The 20,693-nt window shown below is 69.8% G+C and carries 20 protein-coding genes; 19 read left to right on the top strand and 1 reads right to left on the bottom strand.

What is annotated here, in order from left to right:
• Window positions 1-45 precede the first annotated feature (45 nt).
• From LWP59_RS26810 to LWP59_RS26720, 19 genes are all read left to right on the top strand, one after another.
• On the top strand, window positions 46-1,254 hold the full coding sequence (locus LWP59_RS26810) for an alpha/beta hydrolase (RefSeq protein ID WP_229858105.1): 1,209 nt from the start codon (window positions 46-48) through the stop codon (window positions 1,252-1,254).
• Window positions 1,251-2,939: a (2,3-dihydroxybenzoyl)adenylate synthase gene (locus LWP59_RS26805; RefSeq protein WP_144635895.1), complete on the top strand. Its 1,689-nt coding sequence runs from the start codon at window positions 1,251-1,253 to the stop codon at window positions 2,937-2,939. The genes LWP59_RS26810 and LWP59_RS26805 overlap by 4 nt, the downstream gene beginning before the upstream one ends.
• The gene (locus LWP59_RS26800; RefSeq protein WP_144635898.1) at window positions 2,939-3,472 is read left to right on the top strand and encodes a chromate resistance protein ChrB domain-containing protein; all 534 of its coding nucleotides are present in this window, start codon (window positions 2,939-2,941) and stop codon (window positions 3,470-3,472) included. The genes LWP59_RS26805 and LWP59_RS26800 overlap by 1 nt, the downstream gene beginning before the upstream one ends.
• A 51-nt stretch (window positions 3,473-3,523) precedes the next feature.
• Window positions 3,524-4,498, top strand: coding sequence for a VOC family protein (locus tag LWP59_RS26795; RefSeq protein ID WP_144635900.1), 975 nt, complete (start codon window positions 3,524-3,526; stop codon window positions 4,496-4,498).
• Window positions 4,499-4,529: 31 nt separating this feature from the next.
• Window positions 4,530-5,423, top strand: coding sequence for an NAD(P)-dependent oxidoreductase (locus LWP59_RS26790; protein ID WP_144635905.1), 894 nt, complete (start codon window positions 4,530-4,532; stop codon window positions 5,421-5,423).
• Window positions 5,420-6,418 (top strand): fumarylacetoacetate hydrolase family protein, encoded by a 999-nt coding sequence (locus tag LWP59_RS26785; protein WP_144635908.1) that lies wholly within the window; start codon window positions 5,420-5,422, stop codon window positions 6,416-6,418. The genes LWP59_RS26790 and LWP59_RS26785 overlap by 4 nt, the downstream gene beginning before the upstream one ends.
• Before the next feature lie 20 nt (window positions 6,419-6,438).
• The gene (locus tag LWP59_RS26780; protein WP_144635911.1) at window positions 6,439-7,665 is read left to right on the top strand and encodes a CaiB/BaiF CoA transferase family protein; all 1,227 of its coding nucleotides are present in this window, start codon (window positions 6,439-6,441) and stop codon (window positions 7,663-7,665) included.
• A 30-nt stretch (window positions 7,666-7,695) separates the two neighbouring features.
• A complete protein-coding gene (locus LWP59_RS26775) occupies window positions 7,696-8,640 on the top strand; it encodes a hydroxymethylglutaryl-CoA lyase (protein ID WP_144635913.1) in 945 nt (314 codons plus the stop codon).
• Window positions 8,637-10,187 carry an FAD-dependent monooxygenase gene (locus tag LWP59_RS26770; RefSeq protein ID WP_229858101.1) on the top strand — a complete coding sequence of 517 codons (1,551 nt, stop codon included), beginning with the start codon at window positions 8,637-8,639 and terminating at the stop codon, window positions 10,185-10,187. The genes LWP59_RS26775 and LWP59_RS26770 overlap by 4 nt, the downstream gene beginning before the upstream one ends.
• Window positions 10,188-10,217: 30 nt before the next feature.
• Window positions 10,218-10,640 carry a heme-binding protein gene (locus LWP59_RS26765; protein WP_222425465.1) on the top strand — a complete coding sequence of 141 codons (423 nt, stop codon included), beginning with the start codon at window positions 10,218-10,220 and terminating at the stop codon, window positions 10,638-10,640.
• 91 nt (window positions 10,641-10,731) lie between these two features.
• Complete coding sequence (locus tag LWP59_RS26760) at window positions 10,732-11,364, top strand: VOC family protein (protein ID WP_144635916.1); 633 nt, start codon at window positions 10,732-10,734, stop codon at window positions 11,362-11,364.
• On the top strand, window positions 11,361-11,603 hold the full coding sequence (locus LWP59_RS26755; RefSeq protein WP_144635919.1) for a glyoxalase: 243 nt from the start codon (window positions 11,361-11,363) through the stop codon (window positions 11,601-11,603). Before LWP59_RS26760 ends, LWP59_RS26755 begins: the two co-directional genes overlap by 4 nt.
• Window positions 11,604-11,739: 136 nt before the next feature.
• Complete coding sequence (locus tag LWP59_RS26750; protein ID WP_144635922.1) at window positions 11,740-13,167, top strand: FAD-binding oxidoreductase; 1,428 nt, start codon at window positions 11,740-11,742, stop codon at window positions 13,165-13,167.
• 5 nt (window positions 13,168-13,172) lie between these two features.
• A complete protein-coding gene (locus LWP59_RS26745; protein ID WP_222425466.1) occupies window positions 13,173-14,396 on the top strand; it encodes a bifunctional 3,4-dihydroxy-2-butanone-4-phosphate synthase/GTP cyclohydrolase II in 1,224 nt (407 codons plus the stop codon).
• The gene (locus LWP59_RS26740) at window positions 14,393-15,004 is read left to right on the top strand and encodes an NADPH-dependent FMN reductase (RefSeq protein ID WP_222425467.1); all 612 of its coding nucleotides are present in this window, start codon (window positions 14,393-14,395) and stop codon (window positions 15,002-15,004) included. The genes LWP59_RS26745 and LWP59_RS26740 overlap by 4 nt, the downstream gene beginning before the upstream one ends.
• A complete protein-coding gene (locus LWP59_RS26735; protein ID WP_144635928.1) occupies window positions 15,001-15,846 on the top strand; it encodes an SDR family oxidoreductase in 846 nt (281 codons plus the stop codon). Before LWP59_RS26740 ends, LWP59_RS26735 begins: the two co-directional genes overlap by 4 nt.
• A gap of 30 nt (window positions 15,847-15,876) precedes the next feature.
• Window positions 15,877-18,201, top strand: coding sequence for a transketolase-like TK C-terminal-containing protein (locus LWP59_RS26730; protein ID WP_144635931.1), 2,325 nt, complete (start codon window positions 15,877-15,879; stop codon window positions 18,199-18,201).
• 29 nt (window positions 18,202-18,230) lie between these two features.
• Window positions 18,231-19,289, top strand: coding sequence for a 2-oxo acid dehydrogenase subunit E2 (locus LWP59_RS26725; RefSeq protein ID WP_144635934.1), 1,059 nt, complete (start codon window positions 18,231-18,233; stop codon window positions 19,287-19,289).
• 166 nt (window positions 19,290-19,455) lie between these two features.
• The gene (locus LWP59_RS26720) at window positions 19,456-19,680 is read left to right on the top strand and encodes a hypothetical protein (RefSeq protein WP_144635937.1); all 225 of its coding nucleotides are present in this window, start codon (window positions 19,456-19,458) and stop codon (window positions 19,678-19,680) included.
• 84 nt (window positions 19,681-19,764) lie between these two features.
• Here the strand turns inward: LWP59_RS26720 and LWP59_RS26715 are convergent, their stop codons facing one another.
• Entirely contained in the window at window positions 19,765-20,643 is an 879-nt protein-coding gene (locus LWP59_RS26715) for a PDR/VanB family oxidoreductase (RefSeq protein ID WP_444541913.1), read from the bottom strand.
• Window positions 20,644-20,693: the final 50 nt, after the last annotated feature.

Below are 20,693 nucleotides of genomic sequence, written 5' to 3'. Positions count from 1 at the left end.
GATGTGGTCCGGACACCGTCCGGGAGGGGGCGAGCGGCACTGGCGGTGGACTGGTGGCCCAGCCAGCTGCCCGAGGACGTCACGATCAGTCAACGCACGTTGATCACGGCCGACGGGGAGGTCACCCGAGGCACGCTGTACCGGCCGCGCCGGGCTACCGAGACCGTGTTCTGTCTCATGCATCCGCGCCAGGACCTGCGGCAGCATCCCTTCGTTCCCGGTTTGCTGGCGGCCGGCCACGCGGTCTGGGCGCAGGTCGGCCGCAGTGTCGGCAACGACATGCAGTTGGTGCACGAGAGTGCATTACTCGATGTGGCGGCAGGCGTCGAGTCGTTGCGGGACGCCGGATTCGGCCAGATCATCCTCATCGGACACTCTGGTGGGAGTGGCCTCTATTCGTTCTACACCGAGCAGGCGTTGACAGAACCAGCGCGGCGGATCGCGCGTACCCCCGGGGGTGCGCCGACGAAGCTGCCGGAAGCGCCCATGCCGGAGCCCGACGGACTGGTCCTCGTGGCTCCGCATCCTGGGCAGGGCAGGCTGTTGCTCGCCGCGATCGACCCGTCGGTCGCCGACGAGAACGACCCGTTCTCGCTCATCCCGGAACTGGATCCGTTCGCCCGGGACAACGGCTTCGGGGACCCGCCGGAGGGATCGCACTACTCGCCCGAGTTCGTCGCGCGATACCGGCAGGCCCAGCGTGACCGGGTCGCCCGGATCGACTCCCGCGCCCACGAGCTGATCGCGGACCAGCTGGCGGTCCGGAAGAAGGTCAAGAGCGGCACCGCGACCGAGACCGAGCGGCGGCGCAGCATCCTGACCCCGGTGATCACGACCTACCGGACCGACGCGGACCTGCGGTGCATGGACCTGGGCCTCGACCCGTCGGAGCGACCGTACGGCTCGGTGATCAGCGCCCGGCCGGCCGTCTCCAACTTCGGCGTCAACGGGTTCGGGCGCCTGACCACCCCCGAAGCCTGGTTGTCCACCTGGTCGGGCCTGTCCTCGAACGCTTCCCTGGAACGAGCGCTCGCCGGGGTCACCGTCCCCACCCTGCTCATCGAGTTCACCGGCGACTGCTCGGTGTTTCCCGGTGACATCGAGGCCGCGCTGAAAACGCTCGCGGCGGCCGACGTGCGCCGGGTGGCGATCCGGGCGGACCACTTCGGCAGGCCGCTGGACAAGGGCGGGGAATCGGGGATCGCACCCGCGGTCGGCGAGATCGTCACGTGGTCGCAGGAGCGTGCGAAATGATGCAGCAGACGGACGGTGACATCGTCAGGTACCCCCAGGAGCTCGCCGACCGCTACCGGGCGGCCGGGCTGTGGCGCGGCCGGACGATCGCACAGGAGTTCCGTGCGGTGGCCGACCGGTTTCCCGGCCGGCCCGCTGTAACCGGTCCCGAGGGCGTGCTGACGTACGCCGAACTGGACCGGCAGGCCGACCGGATCGCGGTGGGGCTGCGCAACCTGGGCGTACGACCGGGCGACCGCGTGCTGCTGCAGCTCACGAACCAGACGGCCACCGTGCTGGTGTGGTACGGGCTGATGAAAGCCGGCGCGGTGCCGGTGGCGACGCTGGCACTGCACCGCAGACACGAGATCGTGTCCATCGCGCGGCAGTGCGAGCCGGTGGCGCACGTGATCGAGCCCGCGTTCCCCGGCCATGACCTGCGGAAGCTGGCCGCGGAGGTGCAGCTCGAGGTGCCCTCGATGCGACTGCTGGTCACGCTCGGATGCCCAGCGCCGGACGCGGGGGAGACCACCATGGAATCCCTCGTGGACAGTGAAGTTGACGACGCCAGCGCGCGCGTGATCGTGGACGAGATCCAGGCCGGGCTCTCGGCCGAGGACATCGGGGTCCTGCAACTGTCCGGCGGGACCACCAGCGTTCCCAAGCTGATTCCACGGCTGCACACCGAGTACTGGTACAACTCGCGCGCCTGGGCCGACGCGATGGAGATCGGTGCGGACAGCTGTACCGCCCATCTCCTGCCGGTCGTGCACAATGCCGGAATCGTGTGCGCCCTGCACGCGGCCCACTCCGTCGGCGGCTGCTTCGCGACGTGCTTGCCTGACGCCGCCCAGTTCAAGTCCATCGCCCGGTCTCAGCCGATCACGCATATGCTCCTGACGCGTCCGATCGTGCGGTTGGTCGAGTCGGATCCCGAGCTACGGGAGCTACTGCGCTCATTGCGTGTCATAGCGTGGGCGGACCGCGCGATCCCCGACTCGGTGATCGAGGAGTACGAGTCGGATTCATGCCGGGTCGTCGGCATGTTCGGGATGGGCGAGGGTCTGTGCATGATCGCGCCGGCCGGCGCTCCGCCGGAGCTGGCCCACACCACACAGGGCACACCGATCACCGAGTACGACGAGGTACGGGTGCTCGAGTCCGGCTCGGAGGAGCCGGTCCCGCCCGGCGAGCGGGGTGAGTTGTGCGTACGCGGCCCTTACACGATCCGGGGCTACTTCCGGGCGCCGGAACGCAACGCCGAGGCGTTCACGTCGGACGGGCTGTACCGGACCGGCGACATCGTCTGCGAGGTGCGGCACGAGGGCAGGTCGTACTACCGGCTCGAAGACAGGATCAAGGATCTGATCAACCGGGGCGGTGAGAAGATCAACGCCGAAGAGGTGGAACTGGTGCTGCTCCGCCATCCCGCGGTGGAGCGCGCGGCGGTCGTGGCGATGCCGGACGAGCGGCTGGGGGAGCGCAGCTGCGCGTTCCTGGTCGCCCGTGAGGGCATGACACTGCCCGGCCTGGCGGAGACCAAGCGGTACTTCGACGAGCAGGGGGTGGCGAAGTTCAAGTGGCCCGAACGGGTCGAGCACCGCACACAGCTGCCGCTGACCAACATTCACAAGGTCAACAAAGCCGTCCTGCGGCAGGAGATCAGGGAGATCCTCGACGCCGAGCGGGCGGGGTCGAGGATCTGATGCGGTGGGTCACGCGCGAGAACGTGCATCTTGACCGGGTCGCGTCACCGTGGCTCATCCGGCGGTTCATCGACCCGGAGGCGGAGTTCCTCTTCATCGATCCGGAACGGCCTTGGCCGGACGACGCGATCCCGTTCGCGCTGCCCGGGGCGGAGCTCGGAATGCACGACGAGAACGGGTCCACCTTCGACAAACTGATGGCGCACTACCGCATCGACGACCCTGTCGTCGCCGATATCGCGGGCGTGGTCAGGGCCGGTATCCGGCACCTGTTCGGGGAGGACCAGGCGGGAGCCTCGGCGGAGACGGTCGGGCTCGGTGTCGCCCTGCTCGCCCTGTCGGAGGGGGTCATGGTGGTGGCGCCAGGTGACCACCGGAACGTCGCTGCCTCGACGGTCGTCTACGACGCCCTCTACGCCTACTTCTGGGGCCGCAGACACGATCCCCGGGTTGGCCCGGCGAGCTTCTGGGAAAGGATGGCGGCCCTGCGGGAATCCTGTCCATCCTTCCCTTGCGGACTAGAGCGTAAATAGTTTAACGTAAACGTTGAAACGCAATCCAGCGGTCGCCCGAGGAGGTCAACGGTGTCCCCAATCGGCATCGAACGAGTGAACTACATCGCGCTCAACGCGAAGGATCCCGAGGCGGCGGCGAAGTACGCGGCCGAACGGCTCGGCTTCACCATCCAGCATGCGGCCCCGGACGGCACGCACTACCTGAGCGCGCACGGTGTGGACCGGTATTCCCTGGTGTACAAGCCGGGCGACGCCCACGGTCTGCATCACGTGAGTTACCTCGTCGGTGACGACCAGGTACTCGACCAGGCCGGGGCACGGCTGGAGCGCGCCGGGGTCGAGGTGTCCCGCCACCTCGACCACGAATGGGAGGCCAAGCCGGCGCTGCGGTTTTCCACCCCAGGTGGTCATCTCATCGAGTTCACGACGGGCGTGCACACCGCGATCCCGGTCGCGCATCTCGTCGAGGCCCCGAAGTCGGGTGGCGCGAAGCCGGTGGTTCCCGACCACGTCGGCGTCGGCACCGCCGACTTCGACGCCGAAGAGAAGTTCATGACCGACGTGCTGGGTCAGCTGCACTCGAGCCGGATCCTCGGCCCGGACGGCGCGCAGATCATGTCCTTCATGCGATCACCCGGCCGGTACCTCTACCACGACATCGTGCTCGTTCGGACACCCGGACCCGCACTGCACCACATCCAGTTCAGCCTCAAGAACGTCGACCAGTTCTACGAGACGGCGGAGGCGTTGCAAGCCAACGGGGTCAAGATCGAGTGGGGACCACTGCGGCACGGACCGGGCCACAACATCGCGCTGTACTTCCGGGACGCGGAGGGGTACTGGTTCGAGTACTCGGTGGAGGAGGAGATCATCCTGCACGATCCGACCTACGTGCCGCGTACCTGGACAGTCGCCGACCCGCACGTGGTCGACGAGTGGAACTCCGGACAGCCGCCCGCCGAGCTGATGGGTCCGCCGCCCGCCGACGCGCTGCTCGGCACCGACTTGGACGAGACGTTCGGCACCAAGGCCGCCCAGAGCTGATCACCATCCACTGTGGACAGGAGTTCGAGTCATGAGTAAGACCACGGTCGGTTTCATCGGTGTGGGCCGCCTCGGCTTCCCCCTGGCGGCGGCGCTGGCCGACGCCGGCTTCCCGGTGGTGTGCACCAACCGCGGCAGGGCGGAGGAGATCGTCGCGCGTGGCGCCACGATTCCGGGAGACGGCACCGCTCGTGCGGTCGCGGAGGCGGCGGACGTCGTCGTGTCCTGCCTGCCGTCGGTGGCGTCGCTGGAGGAGGTCACCACCGGGCCGGGCGGGGTGCTGTCCGCGGGACAGGTGCCGCCGCTCATCGAGGCGAGCACCTTCTCCCTGACGGACAAGGCCCGGATCCGCGCGGAGTTCACCGCTCGCGGGGCCGAGCTGTTCGATGCTCCGGTCAGCGGGACGCCGGCGATGGTCGAGGCGAGGATGGCGGTCATCTACGCGAGCGGCGACCAGGGTGTGCACGACCGGTTCGCCGATGTGTTCAAGGCGATGTCGCCGAACTACACCTATGTCGGGGATTTCGGCACCGGAACCAAGATGAAGCTGGTCGCGCAGTTCCTCGGCATGGTCCACGTGACCGCCGCGGTCGAGGCGATGGCCTACGCCAAACTGGCCGGGCTCGACCTGGGTCAGGTCGCCGAGCTGATCTCGGCCAGTCCGGGCGCCATGTCGGGTCAGTTCAAGGTCCGCGCGCCGCTCATCGCCGCGGGCCGGTTCGAGGGCCGTCTCGTGACCGTCAACATGGCGCTGAAGGATCTCGAAGAGATCATCGCCTACGGCGAGGAGCTGGACGCCCCACTCGATCTGGTGCACATCGCCAACGAGCACTACCGCAAGCTGGCCGAGGACGGGTTCGGCGAGGCCGATCCCGGCAAGCTGTTCGACGCCCTGCTCGGTGAACGGCTGGTGCGCGCGCAGTGAAGCTCGTCCGTATCGCGGGTTCGGGCACCGGCCTCGTCGTGGAGTCGGCCGCGTCGCCCGGTGTGGTCGAGCTGGCCGGAGCCGCGGAGGCGCTTGCGCCCGGGCACGGCGCGCTCGCCGAGGCGCTCGGGTCGCTGCTCACCGACCGGGCCCAGAGCTGGCTGCCGTTGATCGACGGCTGGTCGTCGGTCAAGGGCACGCTGCTCGAACTCCTGGAGGTGGCCCACGAGGATCTGGCCCGGGGCCGCGACCGGCTGGGCATCCGCGAGCTCGGCGAAGTCCCGCTGGAGCCGCCGCTGCCGGATCCGGCTTCGCGGATCTTCGCCATGGGGGGCAACTTCCCGTTGCACACCGCCAAGATGGCGGGCACGATGGACCTGCCCGACTCGGTCGTCTCGGGCACCGTCGACAGCACACCGCCCTGGGGCTTCTTCGTCATACCGGGGACAGTGGCCGGCGCCGGGGCCACGGTGACGCCGCCTGAGGGTACGGCGAAACTGGACTACGAGGCCGAGGTCGGCATTGTGCTCGGGGCGGGCGAGCACCCGCCGGGAAGCGATCACGTGTCCGTGTGGGGCTATACCGCGTGGAACGACTTCAGCATCCGCGACGAGGCGCTCGGGCTGGCCCGGATCGACCACGGGCCGCTCACCTGGTCGCTGACGAAGAACTTCCGGACCGGCAACACCTGCGGTCCCTGGCTGGTCGTCGACGAGCCGATGGACGTCGACGACCTGGGCATCCGCTGCCGGGTGAACGAGGAGCTGAGGCAGGACGGCACCACCGCGGACATGCGGTACTCCTTCGGCGCCATCGCCGCGCACGTCTCGCGGTACGCCCCGCTCGGCGCCGGGGACATGATCCTCTCCGGGACTCCCGGCGGAACCGCGATGGAAGGTGGGCTGACGGGTCCGTTCCTGATGGACGGCGACGAGGTCGAGGTCGTGGTGGACGGGGTCGCCCCGCTGCGCAACTCCGTCAAGATGAGCGCCTGAGCGGGGTGGGGAGAGTGTCTGTGACCGATCGTTCCGCCCACGGCGCCGGGCGTGGCCCGCTGGCGGAGATCCGGGTGCTCGAACTCGGTTCGATCGTCGCGGGCCCGTTCGCGGGCCGGCTGCTCGCGGACTACGGCGCCGACGTCATCAAGATCGAAGCTCCCGGCCACCCGGATCCGCTGCGCGACTGGGGCCAGCGCGAGTACCGCGGGCACCGGTTGTGGTGGACCGTGCACGCGCGCAACAAGCGGTGTATCACCCTGGATCTGCGTTCCCCCGCGGGGCAGGAGCTGTTCCTGCGGCTGGTCGAGCGGTCGGACGTGATCATCGAGAACTTCCGCCCCGGCACCCTGGAGAAGTGGCAGCTGGGCTACGACCGGCTGCGGCAGGTCAACGAGGGGATCATCCTCGCCAGGGTTTCGGGATTCGGGCAGACCGGCCCCTACCGGCACCGCCCCGGGTACGCCTCGGTGACCGAGGCCATGGGCGGCCTGCGCGCCATCAACGGCTACCCTGGCCAAGCACCACCGCGGATGGCGATCTCGCTGGGCGACTCACTCGGCGCATTGTTCGCCGTGCACGGGGTGCTCGCAGCGCTCCAGCACCGGAACGTCACCGGTCGTGGGCAGGTGGTGGACGTCGCGCTGACCGAGGCGGCACTCGCTCTGCTCGAGTCCGTGATCCCCGAGTACGACCGCACGGGAGCGGTCCGCCGCCCCTCGGGCACGCGGCTCGACGGGATCGCCCCGTCCAACCTCTTCGTCACCAAGGACGAGAAGTGGGTGATCGTGGCGGCGAACCAGGACACGGTCTTCGGGCGGTTGTGCCAGGCCATCGGCAGGCCGGAGCTCGCCGGGGACGAACGATTCGCGACGCACGTCGCCCGGGGTGCGCACCAGGACGAGATCGAGGCGATCGTGGCCGAGTGGGTCGCCGAACGCACTGCGGCCGAGGTCGGCACCGTCCTCGAGGAGGCCGGTGTGGTCTGCGGACCTGTGTACACCGCACCCGACATCGTCGCCGATCCCCAGTTCCGGTTCCGCGAGATGCTCGTGCCGCATTACGACGAGCGCGTCGGCGAGGACGTCCTGGGCCCGGGCGTGGTTCCGAAGTTCTCCGAAACCCCCGGTTCGGTGCGGTGGGCGGGGCCTCCGGCGCCCGGCACCCACAACGACGACGTCTTCGGCGGCCTGCTCGGCCTGCCCGCGGCGGAGATCGCCGAGCTGGGCCGCCGAGCTGTCCTCTGACTGGTTGCGTGAACGGAAAGACCGGTGGCGATGTCCTTACCCTCTCAGATCAGCCTGCGTGAGGTCGGCCCGCGCGACGGGCTGCAGAACGAGCGGCCCGTTCCACTGGCGGCCAAGCTGGAGTTGCTCGAGGCGCTGGTCGCCGCCGGCCTCAGACGCATCGAGGCGACGGCCTTCGTCTCACCACGGGCCGTGCCGGCGATGGCCGACGCGGCCGAGGTGGCCGCCGAGCTGCACCGGTGGCCGGACGTCCGGTGGTCCGCCCTGGTGGCGAGCCGGAACGGGGCGCGACGTGCCCTCGCTGCCGGCGTCACCGAGCTCGAGTACGTCGTGTCGGCCGCGGACGGGCACAGCTGGGCGAATGTCCGGCGTGACACGGCGACGGCCCTTGGCGACGTGGCGCCGATCGCCGCGACGGTCCACGCCGCGGGCGGTTTCTGCGAAGTCATCGTGGCCACCGCATGGGACTGCCCGTTCGACGGGCCGACGTCGGCAGACCGGGTGGTGCGTGTCGTTTCCGAGGCGATCGGCATGGGGGCCGACGCCGTGTGCCTGGCCGACACGATCGGCACCGCGACGCCCGCGCGCGTGGTGAGCCTGCTGGAGCAGGTCCGTGACCGGCATCCCGATGTGCCGCTGGGACTGCACATGCACAACACACGCGGGATGGGGATCGCGGGCGTCCTCGCGGCCCTGCAGTTCGGCGTGGTCGACATCGACGCGTCGATCGGCGGCCTCGGTGGCTGCCCCTTCGCGCCCGGCGCGAGCGGGAACGTGGCGACCGAGGAAACCGCCTATCTCTGCCATGACTCCGGTATCGAAACCGGTACCGACCTCGGCGGCCTCATCGAGGCCGCGCGGCTGGCCCAGCGTCTGGTGGGCCGCCCGCTCGACAGCGGTGTGCTGAGGGCGGGCGACCGGCCGCGAGGGCCGTCGAACAGCGGCCCGGGCGTGACGAAAGTAGGGAGACCATGACTCGACGTGTGACGATCATCGGCGGTGGTCCGGCCGGTGCGTTCACCGCCAGGCTGCTGGCCTTGCGACACCCGGACTGGCAGGTCCGGCTCTTCGAGCGGCTGCCACCGGACGACACGTTCGGTTTCGGTGTCGGCCTGACCCACGGGCTGCTCCGCGCGGTGGAGAAGGCCGATCCGGAGGTGACACGACGGCTGCTGGCGGCGGTGCACCCGTTCAGTTCGGCTCGCTTCGAGGTTCCGCAGGGGACCGTCCGGTTCGGACAGTTCCACAGCGGGGCCATCCGGCGGGCCAAGCTCCTGAGGATCCTGCTGGACAGCGCGGCGGAGGCGGGTGCCGAGGTCGAGATCGGCCGTGCCGTCACGGTCGACGAGGTGTCCGCGGACGCGGACCTGGTCGTGGCCGCTGATGGGTTGTCGAGTCCTACCAGGGGGAAGCTCGCGGAACTCGGCGCTGTCACGAACCTCGGCCGCGGCGCCTTCATCTGGTGCGGCGCCGAGGTGGAGCTGGACGGCACGGTGTTCATGCCGGTGGAGACCGACGCGGGCACCTTCGTCGCGCACTCCTACCCGTACGACCGAGGCCTGTCCACCTTCGTCATCGAAGCGAGCCGGCAGACCGTCGAGCGAGCTGGTTTCGTCGGCCGCACCTGGGGTTCCGACGGCGAATCGGACGACGAGGCCCTCGCGTACCTCTCCGCCGCGTTCGCCGGGCTGCTCGATGGCGGCAAGCTCTTCGGAAACCGGTCCCGGTGGTCACACTTCACGACGCTGACATGCGCTCGATGGCACAGCGGCAACGTGGTGCTCCTCGGCGACGCCGTCGCCACCGTGCATCCGTCGCTCGGGTCGGGCACCAAGGTCGCCCTGGAGAGCGCGATCGCCCTCGCCGACGCGATCGACGAGAACGGCGACCGGCCGTTGCCGGCCGCCTTGCCGGTCTTCGAGCGCAACCGGCGCCCGAAGGTCGAGCGGCTGCAGGACACCGCCCGGCGCAGCCAGCTCTGGTGGGAGTCGTTCACCGCGCGCGGCGACCTCTCGCCGTCGCGGCTCGCGGTCGCCTACCTCAGCCGGGCGGGGGTGGTGTCGATGACCGACTTGGTCACCGACATGCCCGAACTGGCCAGTCGGGCTTCCGCGGACTACGCCGGGGTAGCCCCCGCCGACGTGGCCCTCGACGACATCAACACGTGGCTGCTCGCCCATCCGATCGAGGCGCACGGGATGCGGTTTCCGGGGCGCCTCCTCAAGGGGCCTGCGGAGGTCAGCGGGGTGGCGACGATCGAGATCGCCTGCGGTGATGCCTGGGGCGAGGAGGCGGACGAGTACCTCGAGCGGGCGCGCGGATACGTGCGCTCGGGTGCCCGCCTCATCCGGCTCGACGGTGGTGACAGCCGGCAGGCGGTGCTGGACCGGCTCGCGATCGCCGAGCGGTTGCGCCGCGAACTCGCGGTCGCGGTCGGGGTTTCGATCGACGAGCAGCATGTCGATCTCGCTGCCTCGGGGCTCGTCGCCGGGCGTACCGATCTCGTGTGGGCGGCCGGCTGAGCCGGGCCCCAGGTCCAGAAAGGAATGACCATGTCCGATGTGGTGTCCGAGGCCAGGCTGGCCGAGCCGGCGATGCTCAAGATGCTGAAGGCGGCGGTCACGGAGGCGCGAAGGCGGGAGGCGCCTTCCGGAATCGCCATCGTCGACGTCAGCGGCCTGCTGCGCGTGTCGGTCCTCATGGACGGCGCCGTGCCGCTGGCGAACGAGATCGTCCCGAAAAAGGCGCGCACCGCTGCGTTCACCGGTGCGCCCACCGGCGGCATGCCCGCGGAGCTGGCGGCGAAGCTCGCCTCGGCCGCGGCCGATTTCGTCGACCTTCCCGGCGGTCTGCCGATCGTCGTGGACGGGGTCGTCGTGGGCGGTATCGCCGCGGGCGGGATGTCGGCGGAGAACGACGTCGCGATCGCCCAGGCGGGCCTCGCCGCGGTCGACATCGCGACTTTGACGACCTAGAATGAAATTTGACGGAGATGTTGACCCGCGGCTGTGTCCTCGTTATCGTTGACAGTGGGAGGAAGCAGCCAAGGAGAGGGAGGTTCAGGCGATGACGGAAGAACTCGGCCACCTTGCCCGAGGCGTGGATCACGCGGCGTTCCCGACCTTCGACCCGGCCGGTACCGTGCGCTTCTACCACGACATCCTCGGGTTCCCCATCGTGCACTCGGTGTGCGCGGTCGGCTGGGGCCCGTCCGATCACCCTGATTTCGTCCACTTCTTCTTCGACATCGGGAAGGGTGACCGGCTCGCGTTCTTCTACTACTTCGGGCTCGGGCAGTTCAGCGAGCCGGGGCAGGACGCGTACGCCACGCACGGTCCCGAGGTGCCGGGCTTCTTCCGGGACTCCCGCCACCTCGCCATCCACGTCGACTCCGAGGACGCCCTGGCCGAGTACCGGCGGCGCCTGGAGGACAACGACTGGACGGTCGAGATGCAGGTCAAGCACGAGACCATCGAGTCGATCTACACCCACGACCCGAACGGCTTCCTCGTCGAGTTCACCTACCCGACCCGGGAGACCACCAAGGTCGACGACGAGGACGCGGAGCTGACGGTCCGGGCGCTGCTCGACGTGGTCTCCGGGGACGAGCAGCCGACGCTGTCGAAGCTGTGGGCGCGGAAGGCGGAGCTGATCGTCGCCAACGCCGCGACGGCGCTGGAAGGGCAGCAGGGTCGGTGATCGAACTCTACGTGCTCGACGTACCGGAGTTCCGAGCGTTCATCGACGAAGGTGCCAAGGTGGCGGACCAGTGCCGCACGATCGGCAACTACGTGCTGCTGTGTTCGAACGACACGCTGGTGATCGACCGGCGTCAGGCGGGAGTCCGCCAGGCCGTCTGGTACAGCGCCGTCGGTGCGCTCCGGCACGGCAAGGTCGCGCAGTTCGACAAGGACGCGCTGCGCGTCGAACCTGAGTGAGCCGAGGCGCGCCGGCTTTTCCGGCGCCCTCTTTCGTTGACTGTTCGGGCTTTCGCCGCCGGGTGGTTTCGCCCCGGTGGCGTACCCGGCATGTCCTTTGTGGATCAATGATGATCGTTCATCGCTAGGAGTCCCCATGTCGGCACTGTCCCGGCCTTCTTTCGACGATTTTCCCGCTACTTTCCGTGGTCAACTGTATCGGCAGAGTGATCTCGGCTATCCGGATGTGCGGGCGATCTTCAACGCCCGGATGGCGCACTGGACGCCCGGGCTGATCGCGCGGGCCGCCGACGCCGACGACGTGGTGACCGTGGTCCGGTACGCGGCCGACGCCGGTATCCCGCTGGCCGTCAAATCGGGCGGTCACGGCGTCGACGGTTCCGCGATGCCGGACGGAGCGCTCGTGCTGGATCTGAGCAACCTCAAGGAGATCCGGGTCGACACGGACACCGGCCGCGTCCGGCTGGGCTCGGGCGTGCTGCTCGGCGAGATGGATCCCGCGCTGGCCGAGCGCGGCCTGGTGGTGCCCGCGGGCACGGTGAGCACGACCGGGGTCGCGGGCCTGACCCTGGGCGGTGGCGTCGGCTACAACATGCGCCGGTACGGGGCCACCGTCGACAACCTGCTCGCGTGTGAGGTGGTCACAGCGGACGGGCGAAAGGTCCGGGCATCACACGAGGAGAACCCGGATCTGTTCTGGGCGTTGCGGGGCGGGGGCGGCAATTTCGGTGTGGTCACACATTTCGAGTTCCAGGCCAGGCCTCTGCCGGAAACCGTGTTCGCCGGGTTCATCCCGTTCACGCTGGATCAGGCGCCGGCGGTGATGACCGGACTGCGCTCGTACATGCGCACGGCTCCGCGCGAGCTCGCTGTGATCGGGGCGATGACCCAGTGCCCGCCGCTGCCACCGGTGCCCGCGGACATGCACGGCGCGAACTCGCTGATGCTGATCGTGGTCTACACCGGTGCGCCGGAGGGCGCGGAGAAGATCCTGGCCGATCTCGCCGGGCTCGGTGAGGCGGCGGTCGTGGCGGTGATGCCGACTCCGTGGCCGGTGGCCAACCGGATGCTCGACGTGATCGCGCCCCAGGGCCGCCGCGCCTACACCAAGGGCGCGTACCTGGCTGAGCTGACCGACGAGGTCGTCGCCATCGCCATGAAGCACGCGGAGGTCGCGCCCCCGCGGACCAACCCGCCCGCGCCGAGCTCGGTGCAGAACTTCTGGGCGATGGGCGGTGCGATCAGTGAGGACGCCGACGAGTCCTCGGCTGCTTTCTCGCGCGAGGGTGCACAGTGGTTCTGGGAGGTCGCCACCCAGTGCGACGACGCCGCCGACGACGAGAAGTTCATGACGTGGGCGGACCGGCTGCACGCCGACCTGGCGCCCCACTTCCTCGCCAACTGCTACATCAACCTCACCACGGACATGGGCCCCGAATGGCGCAAGGGCGCTTGGGGCTCACCGGAGAAGTACCGGAAGCTCGTCGACGCCAAGACCAGGTGGGACCCGGCGAACATGTTCCGGTTCAACAAGAACATCGAGCCAGGTACGGCCGCGGGCTGAGCGCGATGGAGATGTCGACTGTCGAGGAGGCTGTCGCCGTGTTCGCGGCGGGCGGTGCGGTGGTGGTTCTCGACGACGAGGACCGGGAGAACGAAGCCGACCTGATCATGGCGGCGGAACACGCGACGCCGCGGACGGTGGCGTTCTTCCTGGAGCACACCTCGGGCTTCCTGTGCGTTTCGGTCTCGCCGGAGCGCGCGGATGAACTCGGGCTCGACCTGATGACCGAGGACAACACCGAGGCCCAGGGCACGGCCTTTCTCGTCAGCGTCGACGCTCGCACCGGGACGACCACGGGGATCAGTGCCGGCGATCGCGCGGCGACCTGCCGGGCACTGGCCGACGTGCGCACCCGCCCCGAGGACCTGGCTCGCCCGGGGCATGTGCTCCCGCTGCGGGCCCGGCCCGGCGGTGTGCTCAAACGGGCCGGGCACACCGAAGCGGGCGTCGACCTGTGTTCGCTGGCCGGACTGGCGCCGGCAGCGCTCCTGTGCGAGATGGTCACCTCCGACCGGCTCGGCATGCTGCGGGGCCGGGACGCGGTGGCCTTCGCGCGGCGGCAGAACCTTCCGGTCATCACGATCGCCGACCTGGTCCGGCACCGCCGGGCGAGCACCCGCCTCGCAGAGCGTTCCGGCGAGGCCAGGGTGGCCACCCCGGACGCGGAGTTCCAGGTCGTCGCCTACCGATCGGTGCTCGACGACGTGGAGCATCTCGCCCTGGTGCTCGGCGATGTCGCCGACGGGGAGCCGGTCCTGGCGCGGGTGCACAGCGAATGCCTGACCGGCGACCTGTTCGGTTCGCTGCGGTGCGACTGCGGCCCGCAGCTACGACTCGCCGTGCAACGGATCGCACAGGAGGGACGCGGCGTCATCGTGTACCTGCGGGGGCACGAGGGGAGGGGCATCGGGATCGGCCACAAGCTGCGCGCCTATCAGCTGCAGGAACAGGGCCTCGACACCGTCGATGCCAACACCGCGCTCGGGCTGCCGGTCGACACCCGCGAGTACGGCATCGGCGCCGAGATCCTGGCCGATCTCGGTGTCCGGGAAGTGCTGCTGATGACGAACAACCCGCACAAGTACGGCGGCCTGGACGGTCACGGTGTCCGGGTCACCGGCCGAGTGCCCCTGCAGACCGAACCGACCCGGCACAACATCCGGTACCTGGTGACCAAGCGCGACCGGATGGGGCACCTGCTGGACCTGACAAGGGAGACCACGGCATGACCCAGGAGATCACCGGCGACGAGGCGGTGCCGATCCGCGTCCTCTGCCTCGGCGGTTCCACACGAGCGGACTCGAGCTCGGAGAAGGCCTTGCGCGCCGCCGCAGCGTCCGTCGTGGAGGCCGGCGCGGAGGTCGAGGTCCTGGCCGGCCCGGAGTTGGTGCTGCCGATCTACGCGCCGGAGAACCCCGAGCGTACGGAGAACGCCGAGGCACTGGTCGCGGCCCTGCGCCGGTGCGACGGCGTGATCCTGTCCTCGCCCGGGTACCACGGCACACTCTCGGGCTTGATGAAGAACGTGCTCGACTACGTCGAAGACCTGCGCGCCGACGACCGGCCCTACCTCGACGGGCTCCCCGTCGGCTGCATCGCGGTGGCGTACGGCTGGCAGGCCACCGTGACCACCTTGCAGAGCCTGCGCCAGACCGTCCACGCGCTGCGCGGCTGGCCGACCCCGCTGGGCGCGGCCGTCAACGCCTCCGGGCCGGTGTTCGACACCGACGGTCAGTGCGTCGACGGTGCCGCGCGGATGCAGCTGGAGACAGTGGCGCGGCAGGTCGTGGAGTTCGCCCGGGCGTGGCACGGGGCCGGAGCGCTGCAGCCGCGGTGAAGCACATCGTGGTGGTCGGCGCCTCGGGCATCGCCGGGCGGCACCTGCTCCGGGAGCTGTGCACCAGGGACGTCGAGGTCGTCGCGATCAGTCACAGCGTGGAGGGCGAAGCGGCTTTGCAAACAGCCGGCGTGCCGGTGGTGCGCGCCGGCCTCGACGACATCTCCGCTCTGCGGTCGGCATTTTCCGGCGCGCACGCCGTCTACGCGATACCACCCGCTCTGCACCCGCGGGAGGACGAGCTCATCGTCAACGCGGTGCGCGCCGCGGCCGAGGCCGGTGCCCGGCGGTTCGTCTACCACTCGGTGCTGCACCCTTGCACGCCGACGCTGCGCAATCACCTGCGGAAGGCCCGCGCCGAGGCGGCCGTGCGGGAGAGCTCGCCGGCGTGGACGATCCTGCAGCCTTCCCTGTACGCCCAGGTGGTCCTCGCGATGTTCGCCGACGCGGCCCCGGGCGCCGCGCGGGTGCCGTTCGACCGGGACGCCAAGCTCGCGGTCCTCGATCTCGCGGACCTCGCCGAGGTCGGCGCCCGGGTCGCCACAGAGGACGGTCACGAGTACGCCACGTACGAGCTCGCCGGTCCACTGACGACGATGGCGCAGATGGTGGCGGCCGTCGGCGCGCGGCGCGGTGTCCGGCTGCGCGCCGAAAGCGGGTCGCCCCTGGCCGCCCCGCTGCCGCCCGCGGCCCGGCACCACCCGATGGCGGGCGCCGACATGATCTCGACGTTCGCCCACTACGACACGCACGGTTTCCCCGGCAACCCGAGGGTGCTGACCCTGCTGCTCGGGCGCGAGCCGGCCACCTTCGACCAGGTCGCCGCCCGGGACCTGCGCTGATTTCCCCGATCGCGTTAGGAGAGTTTCGTCATGGCCAGCCCAGTGATCAGCCCTCGGTCCGCCGGCGCTGAGCTCGATGTTCTGCGTGAGGTCGAGAGCCGAGTGCTGTGGCTCTCGTCGGCGATCATCCACCATGCCAACCGGGTCCGGCCCAACCCGTCGGGGCTGAAGGTCGGCGGTCACCAGGCGTCGTCCGCGTCGATGGTGTCGATCATGACCTCGCTGTGGTTCCGGCATCTGCGGCCGCAGGACCGGGTATCTGTCAAGCCGCACGCCTCGCCCGTGCTGCACGCGATCAACTACCTGCTCGGCAGCCTGGACGCGTCGTACCTTCCGCGGCTGCGCGAGTTCGGCGGCCTGCAGAGCTACCCGAGCCGGATCAAGGACCCGGACCCCGTGGACTATTCGACCGGCTCCGTCGGCATCGGTGCCACCGCCCCGATCTGGGGGACCGTGTCCCGGCGCTACGTCGACGCCCTCGCCGGCGGGGCGGGCGCCGGGCGCCAGTACTCGCTGGTGGGTGACGCGGAGCTGGACGAGGGCGCGGTGTGGGAGGCCGTGCTGGATCCGGCCGTCGCGGAGCTGGGCGAGCTCGTCTGGGTCGTGGACCTCAACCGCCAGTCCCTGGACAGGGTCGTGCCGAACATCGCCGCGGACAAGCTGCAGGGCATGTTCGCGGCCGCAGGCTGGCAGGTCATCACACTGAAGTACGGGCAGCTCATCGAGGAGTTGTTCACCCGCCCCGGCGGGGCCGAGCTGCGGCAGCGGATCGACGACATGCCCAATCCCGAGTACCAGCGGCTCCTGCGCTGTGGTGCCCCCGAGCTGCGCCGGCGCCTGCCCGGGATCGGTACCGGCGCGGCCCGGATCGCGGAGCTGATCGATCAGGTGGACGACGCGACCCTCGTCGGCGCGGTCGCCAACCTCGGCGGCCACGACCTCGGTGCTCTCGACGAGGCCTTCACGGCCATCGACGACACCCGCCCGACGGTCATCTTCGCCTACACCGTCAAGGGATACGGACTGGCGACCAGGGGACACCCCCAGAACCACTCGGCGCTGCTGACCGAGGAACAGATGCGTGAGCTCGCGACCCGGGCCGGGACCGACCTGGACGATCCGTGGCGCGGGTTCGACGAAGGTACCGACGCCCAGTTGCTCTGCACGCGGACCGCGGAGCGGCTGCGCCGGCCGGAAACGAGACTGCAGGCACCGCCGGCGGTGCCGGTGGACATCGGGCGCACACCGTCCGGCACGGCCACGACCCAGGCCGCCCTCGGGCGCGTGTTGCTGGACCTCACCCGCGAAGCACCGGACGCCGCCCGCCGGGTCGTGACGGTCAGCCCCGACGTCAGCTCGACGACCAACCTCGGCGGCTGGGTGAACAAGGTGGGCGTGTGGTCCTCCGCCGAGCGCCAGGACTGGTTCGCCGACGACGCCGAGACCATCCTGCACTGGCGGGAGAAACCGACCGGGCAGCACATCGAGCTCGGGATCGCCGAGGTCAACCTGGTGAGCCTGCTGGGGGAGCTGGGCGCCACCTGGAGCAGGTGGGGCGAACCGCTGCTGCCGATCGGGGTGCTCTACGACCCGTTCGTCGGGCGGGCGCTGGAACCGTGGTCCTACGGCATCTACGCCGGGGGACAGTCCATCCTCATCGGCACCCCGTCCGGGGTTTCGCTGGCACCGGAAGGGGGCGCCCACCAGTCCGTCACCACGCCCTCCATCGGGCTGGAGCAGCCGGGCTGTGTCAGCTACGAGCCCGCGTTCGCGATCGACACCGAATGGACGTTGCTGGCCAGCCTCGCTCGCCTCGGCAGGCCGGACGGCAGTTCGGCGTACCTCCGGCTCTCGACCAGGCCGGTCGACCAGTCACTGGCCGCGGTGCCCGCCGACCCCGCCGCGCGCGAGCGTCGCCGCCGTCAGGCGGTGGGGGGCGCCTATCCGTTGCGGCGGCGGGACGGGGCCAAGGTGACGATCGCGGCGATGGGCGCCGTGCTGCCCGAGGCAGTGGCCGCCGCGGAACGGCTCGAGGCCGCCGCTATCCCGGCGGACATCATCTGCGTGACCAGCCCTGACCTGCTCTACCGCGCGGTGCGCGCGCGCCAGGGGCATGAACAGGCCGAGTCGTGGATCCTCGACCAGGTGTTCCCGGCCGACCGGGCCACGCCACTCGTCACCGTCCTGGACGGACACCCCCACACCCTGTCGTTCCTGGCCACGATCAACGGGGTGGCGGCCAGCGCGCTCGGCGTGACGCGCTTCGGGCAGTCCGGCTCGATCGAGGACGTGTACCGCTACCACGGACTGGACGCCGACAGCATCGTCCGGGCCGCCCTCGACCTCGCCGGCTGACCGCACCGAACACCCGACAAGGACGAACGATGACCACGCAGGTGACCATGCCCGCCCTCGGCGAGAACGTGACCGAGGGACTCATCACTCGCTGGCTCAAGCAAGCCGGCGACACCGTCCTCGAGGACGAACCCCTCCTCGAGGTGGCGACCGACAAGGTCGACACGGAAGTACCGGCACCCTTCGCGGGCACGATCCGCGAACTGCTGGCCCACGAGAACGACACGGTGGCGGTGGGCGATCCCCTCGCCGTCGTCGACCCCGCCGGGGCGGGCGAAGGTCCGTACGCGGATGCTCCGCCCGCTCCGGCTCCCGCTCCCGCGCCACCCCCACCCGCTCCGGCGGCTCCGCCACGCGAACCCGTGGCGGAGGGTGTGCGCACGGAGAAGATGTCGAGGCTCCGCCAGACCATCGCGAAGCGCATGGTGTCCTCGCTCCAGGTCTCCGCACAACTGACGACCGTGCTGGAAGCCGACGTCACCAGGCTCGCCCGCCTGCGGGCGGAGACCAAGGACGCCTTTCGGGCGCGTACTGGAACCCGGTTGTCGTTCCTGCCGTTCTTCGCGAAGGCCGCGATCGAAGCGCTGGCCGAGCATCCGATGCTCAACGCCTCTGTCAGAGAGGACAACACCGAGGCGACCTACTATCGGGACTGTCACCTCGGCATCGCCGTCGACACTCCGCGCGGCCTGCTCGTGCCGGTCGTCCGGAACGCCGGGGAGCTCGACATCGAGGGGCTCGCCCTGGCGATCGCCGATGTCGCCGAGCGGACCCGCGACGGGAAGATCAGCCCTGACGAGCTCGCGGGCGGGACGTTCACCCTGACCAACACCGGCAGCCGGGGCGCCCTGTTCGACACCCCGATCATCAACCAGCCGCAGACCGGCATCCTGGGAACCGGGGCCGTCGTCGAACGGGTGGTTCCCCTGCCTGACGAAGCCGGTGGTAACACCATCGCGGTTCGTGCGATGGTCTATCTGTCCGTCAGCTACGACCACCGTCTCGTCGACGGGGCGGACGCCGCTCGGTTCCTCGGCAGCGTCAAGCGCCGGATCGAGCGAGCCGACTTCAAGGTCGGCGGCTGCTGACGCAGGAAGTCAGTAGTCAAGTCAGTAGTCTCGACCATGTGACAGGGGCCACGATTGTGTCAGAGTCAGGGCACATCCACACCGGCACCGTCGCCCGTGGAAAGCGCCGTGACCGGGCGCCGGGAGGATGACGCACAGCAGTCCTCTCACCTTGAGGTAGGCAAGCATGGTCACCGACCCCGAAGGCATTGTCGATCCCGCTCTCCTGCAACGCTTGATCTCGGAGAAGTTGTGGGAGATTCGCAAGGCCACGACCGAGCACGACGTTCTCTCGGCGCGGCGGGCCGAACGGCACATGGTCATGCTGCTCGATCAGTTCGCGGGGTACATGATCACGGGGGAGCCGGGTCTGGCTCCGCGGCTGGGCGCTGTTCTGGAAGGCGGGAGCTGACCACAGAGGATTCCCGCTTTTGGCTCCGCACAAGCGAAACGGCGGACGGAGAGCTCTCCGTCCGCCGTTTCGTCGCTCCGCTCGTCAGAGGTCCAGGACGAGCCGCCGGCCCCGGCAGCGGGAAACGCAGATCATCATGGATTCGCCGGCCTTGCGTTCCTCCGGCGTGAGCACGGAGTCCCGGTGCTCGGGCGTGCCTTCCAGGACGTCGGTCTCGCAGGTGCCGCAGGTGCCTTCGGAGCAGGAGCTCAGGACCTCGATACCCGCTTCCCGCACGGCCTGCAGGATGGAGGTGCCGGGAGGAACCGAGACGGTGAGGCCGGACTCCGCGCATTCCACCTCGAATTCGGTGTCCGAGGCATCGTCCGGCAGTGCGACCGGAGTGAACCTTTCGACGTGCAGGCGCAGCGCGGGCCGTGCCGCGCAGACCGTTTCGGTGGCAGCGATGAGCGGTTCCGGGCCGCAGCAGTAGACGGCGCTGCCCGCCGGGGCGTCGGCGAGGAACCCCGTGAGGTCCAGCAGGCCGAATTCGTCCTGGGGGCGCACGAGCACGCGATCGCCGTAGGTCTCCAGTTCGTCCAGGAACGCCATCGACGTCCGGCGCCGGCCTCCGTAGAGCAGCCGCCACTCGGCGCCGGTCGCGGCGACCTGACGGATCATGGGCAGGATCGGCGTGATGCCGATCCCCCCGGCGACGAACTCGTACCGTTCGCTGTCGCGGAGCTCGAAATGATTGCGGGGGCCGCGGGCGAGGAGTCTCGATCCTGGCTCCACCCGATCGTGTAGATACTCCGAGCCGCCGCGGCTCTTGGGCTCCCGGAGGATCCCGAGTCGCCACGCGGACCGGTCGTCCGGGTCTCCGCACAGCGAATACTGGCGGGTCAGAGTTTCGTTCAGGACGAGGTCGATGTGAGCCCCGGGTTTCCAGGCGGGAAGCTCCCGCCCGGCGGCGTCGGCGAGCACGAGCGCGATCGTGTCGTCGCCCACCCGGTCGACCCTGCGGACCAGTAGTT

This window comes from Amycolatopsis acidiphila, assembly GCF_021391495.1.
Lineage (GTDB): Bacteria > Actinomycetota > Actinomycetes > Mycobacteriales > Pseudonocardiaceae > Amycolatopsis_E > Amycolatopsis_E acidiphila.
This window is presented reverse-complemented; position numbering and strand designations above follow the sequence as displayed.

Coding starts and splice junctions, on each gene's coding strand:
- LWP59_RS26805 (WP_144635895.1), top strand. CDS start 1,251: ATGATGCAGCAGACGGACGGTGACATCGTCAGGTACCCCCAGGAGCTC.
- LWP59_RS26800 (WP_144635898.1), top strand. CDS start 2,939: ATGCGGTGGGTCACGCGCGAGAACGTGCATCTTGACCGGGTCGCGTCA.
- LWP59_RS26790 (WP_144635905.1), top strand. CDS start 4,530: ATGAGTAAGACCACGGTCGGTTTCATCGGTGTGGGCCGCCTCGGCTTC.
- LWP59_RS26775 (WP_144635913.1), top strand. CDS start 7,696: ATGTCCTTACCCTCTCAGATCAGCCTGCGTGAGGTCGGCCCGCGCGAC.
- LWP59_RS26770 (WP_229858101.1), top strand. CDS start 8,637: ATGACTCGACGTGTGACGATCATCGGCGGTGGTCCGGCCGGTGCGTTC.
- LWP59_RS26765 (WP_222425465.1), top strand. CDS start 10,218: ATGTCCGATGTGGTGTCCGAGGCCAGGCTGGCCGAGCCGGCGATGCTC.
- LWP59_RS26760 (WP_144635916.1), top strand. CDS start 10,732: ATGACGGAAGAACTCGGCCACCTTGCCCGAGGCGTGGATCACGCGGCG.
- LWP59_RS26750 (WP_144635922.1), top strand. CDS start 11,740: ATGTCGGCACTGTCCCGGCCTTCTTTCGACGATTTTCCCGCTACTTTC.
- LWP59_RS26745 (WP_222425466.1), top strand. CDS start 13,173: ATGGAGATGTCGACTGTCGAGGAGGCTGTCGCCGTGTTCGCGGCGGGC.
- LWP59_RS26740 (WP_222425467.1), top strand. CDS start 14,393: ATGACCCAGGAGATCACCGGCGACGAGGCGGTGCCGATCCGCGTCCTC.
- LWP59_RS26730 (WP_144635931.1), top strand. CDS start 15,877: ATGGCCAGCCCAGTGATCAGCCCTCGGTCCGCCGGCGCTGAGCTCGAT.
- LWP59_RS26725 (WP_144635934.1), top strand. CDS start 18,231: ATGACCACGCAGGTGACCATGCCCGCCCTCGGCGAGAACGTGACCGAG.
- LWP59_RS26720 (WP_144635937.1), top strand. CDS start 19,456: ATGGTCACCGACCCCGAAGGCATTGTCGATCCCGCTCTCCTGCAACGC.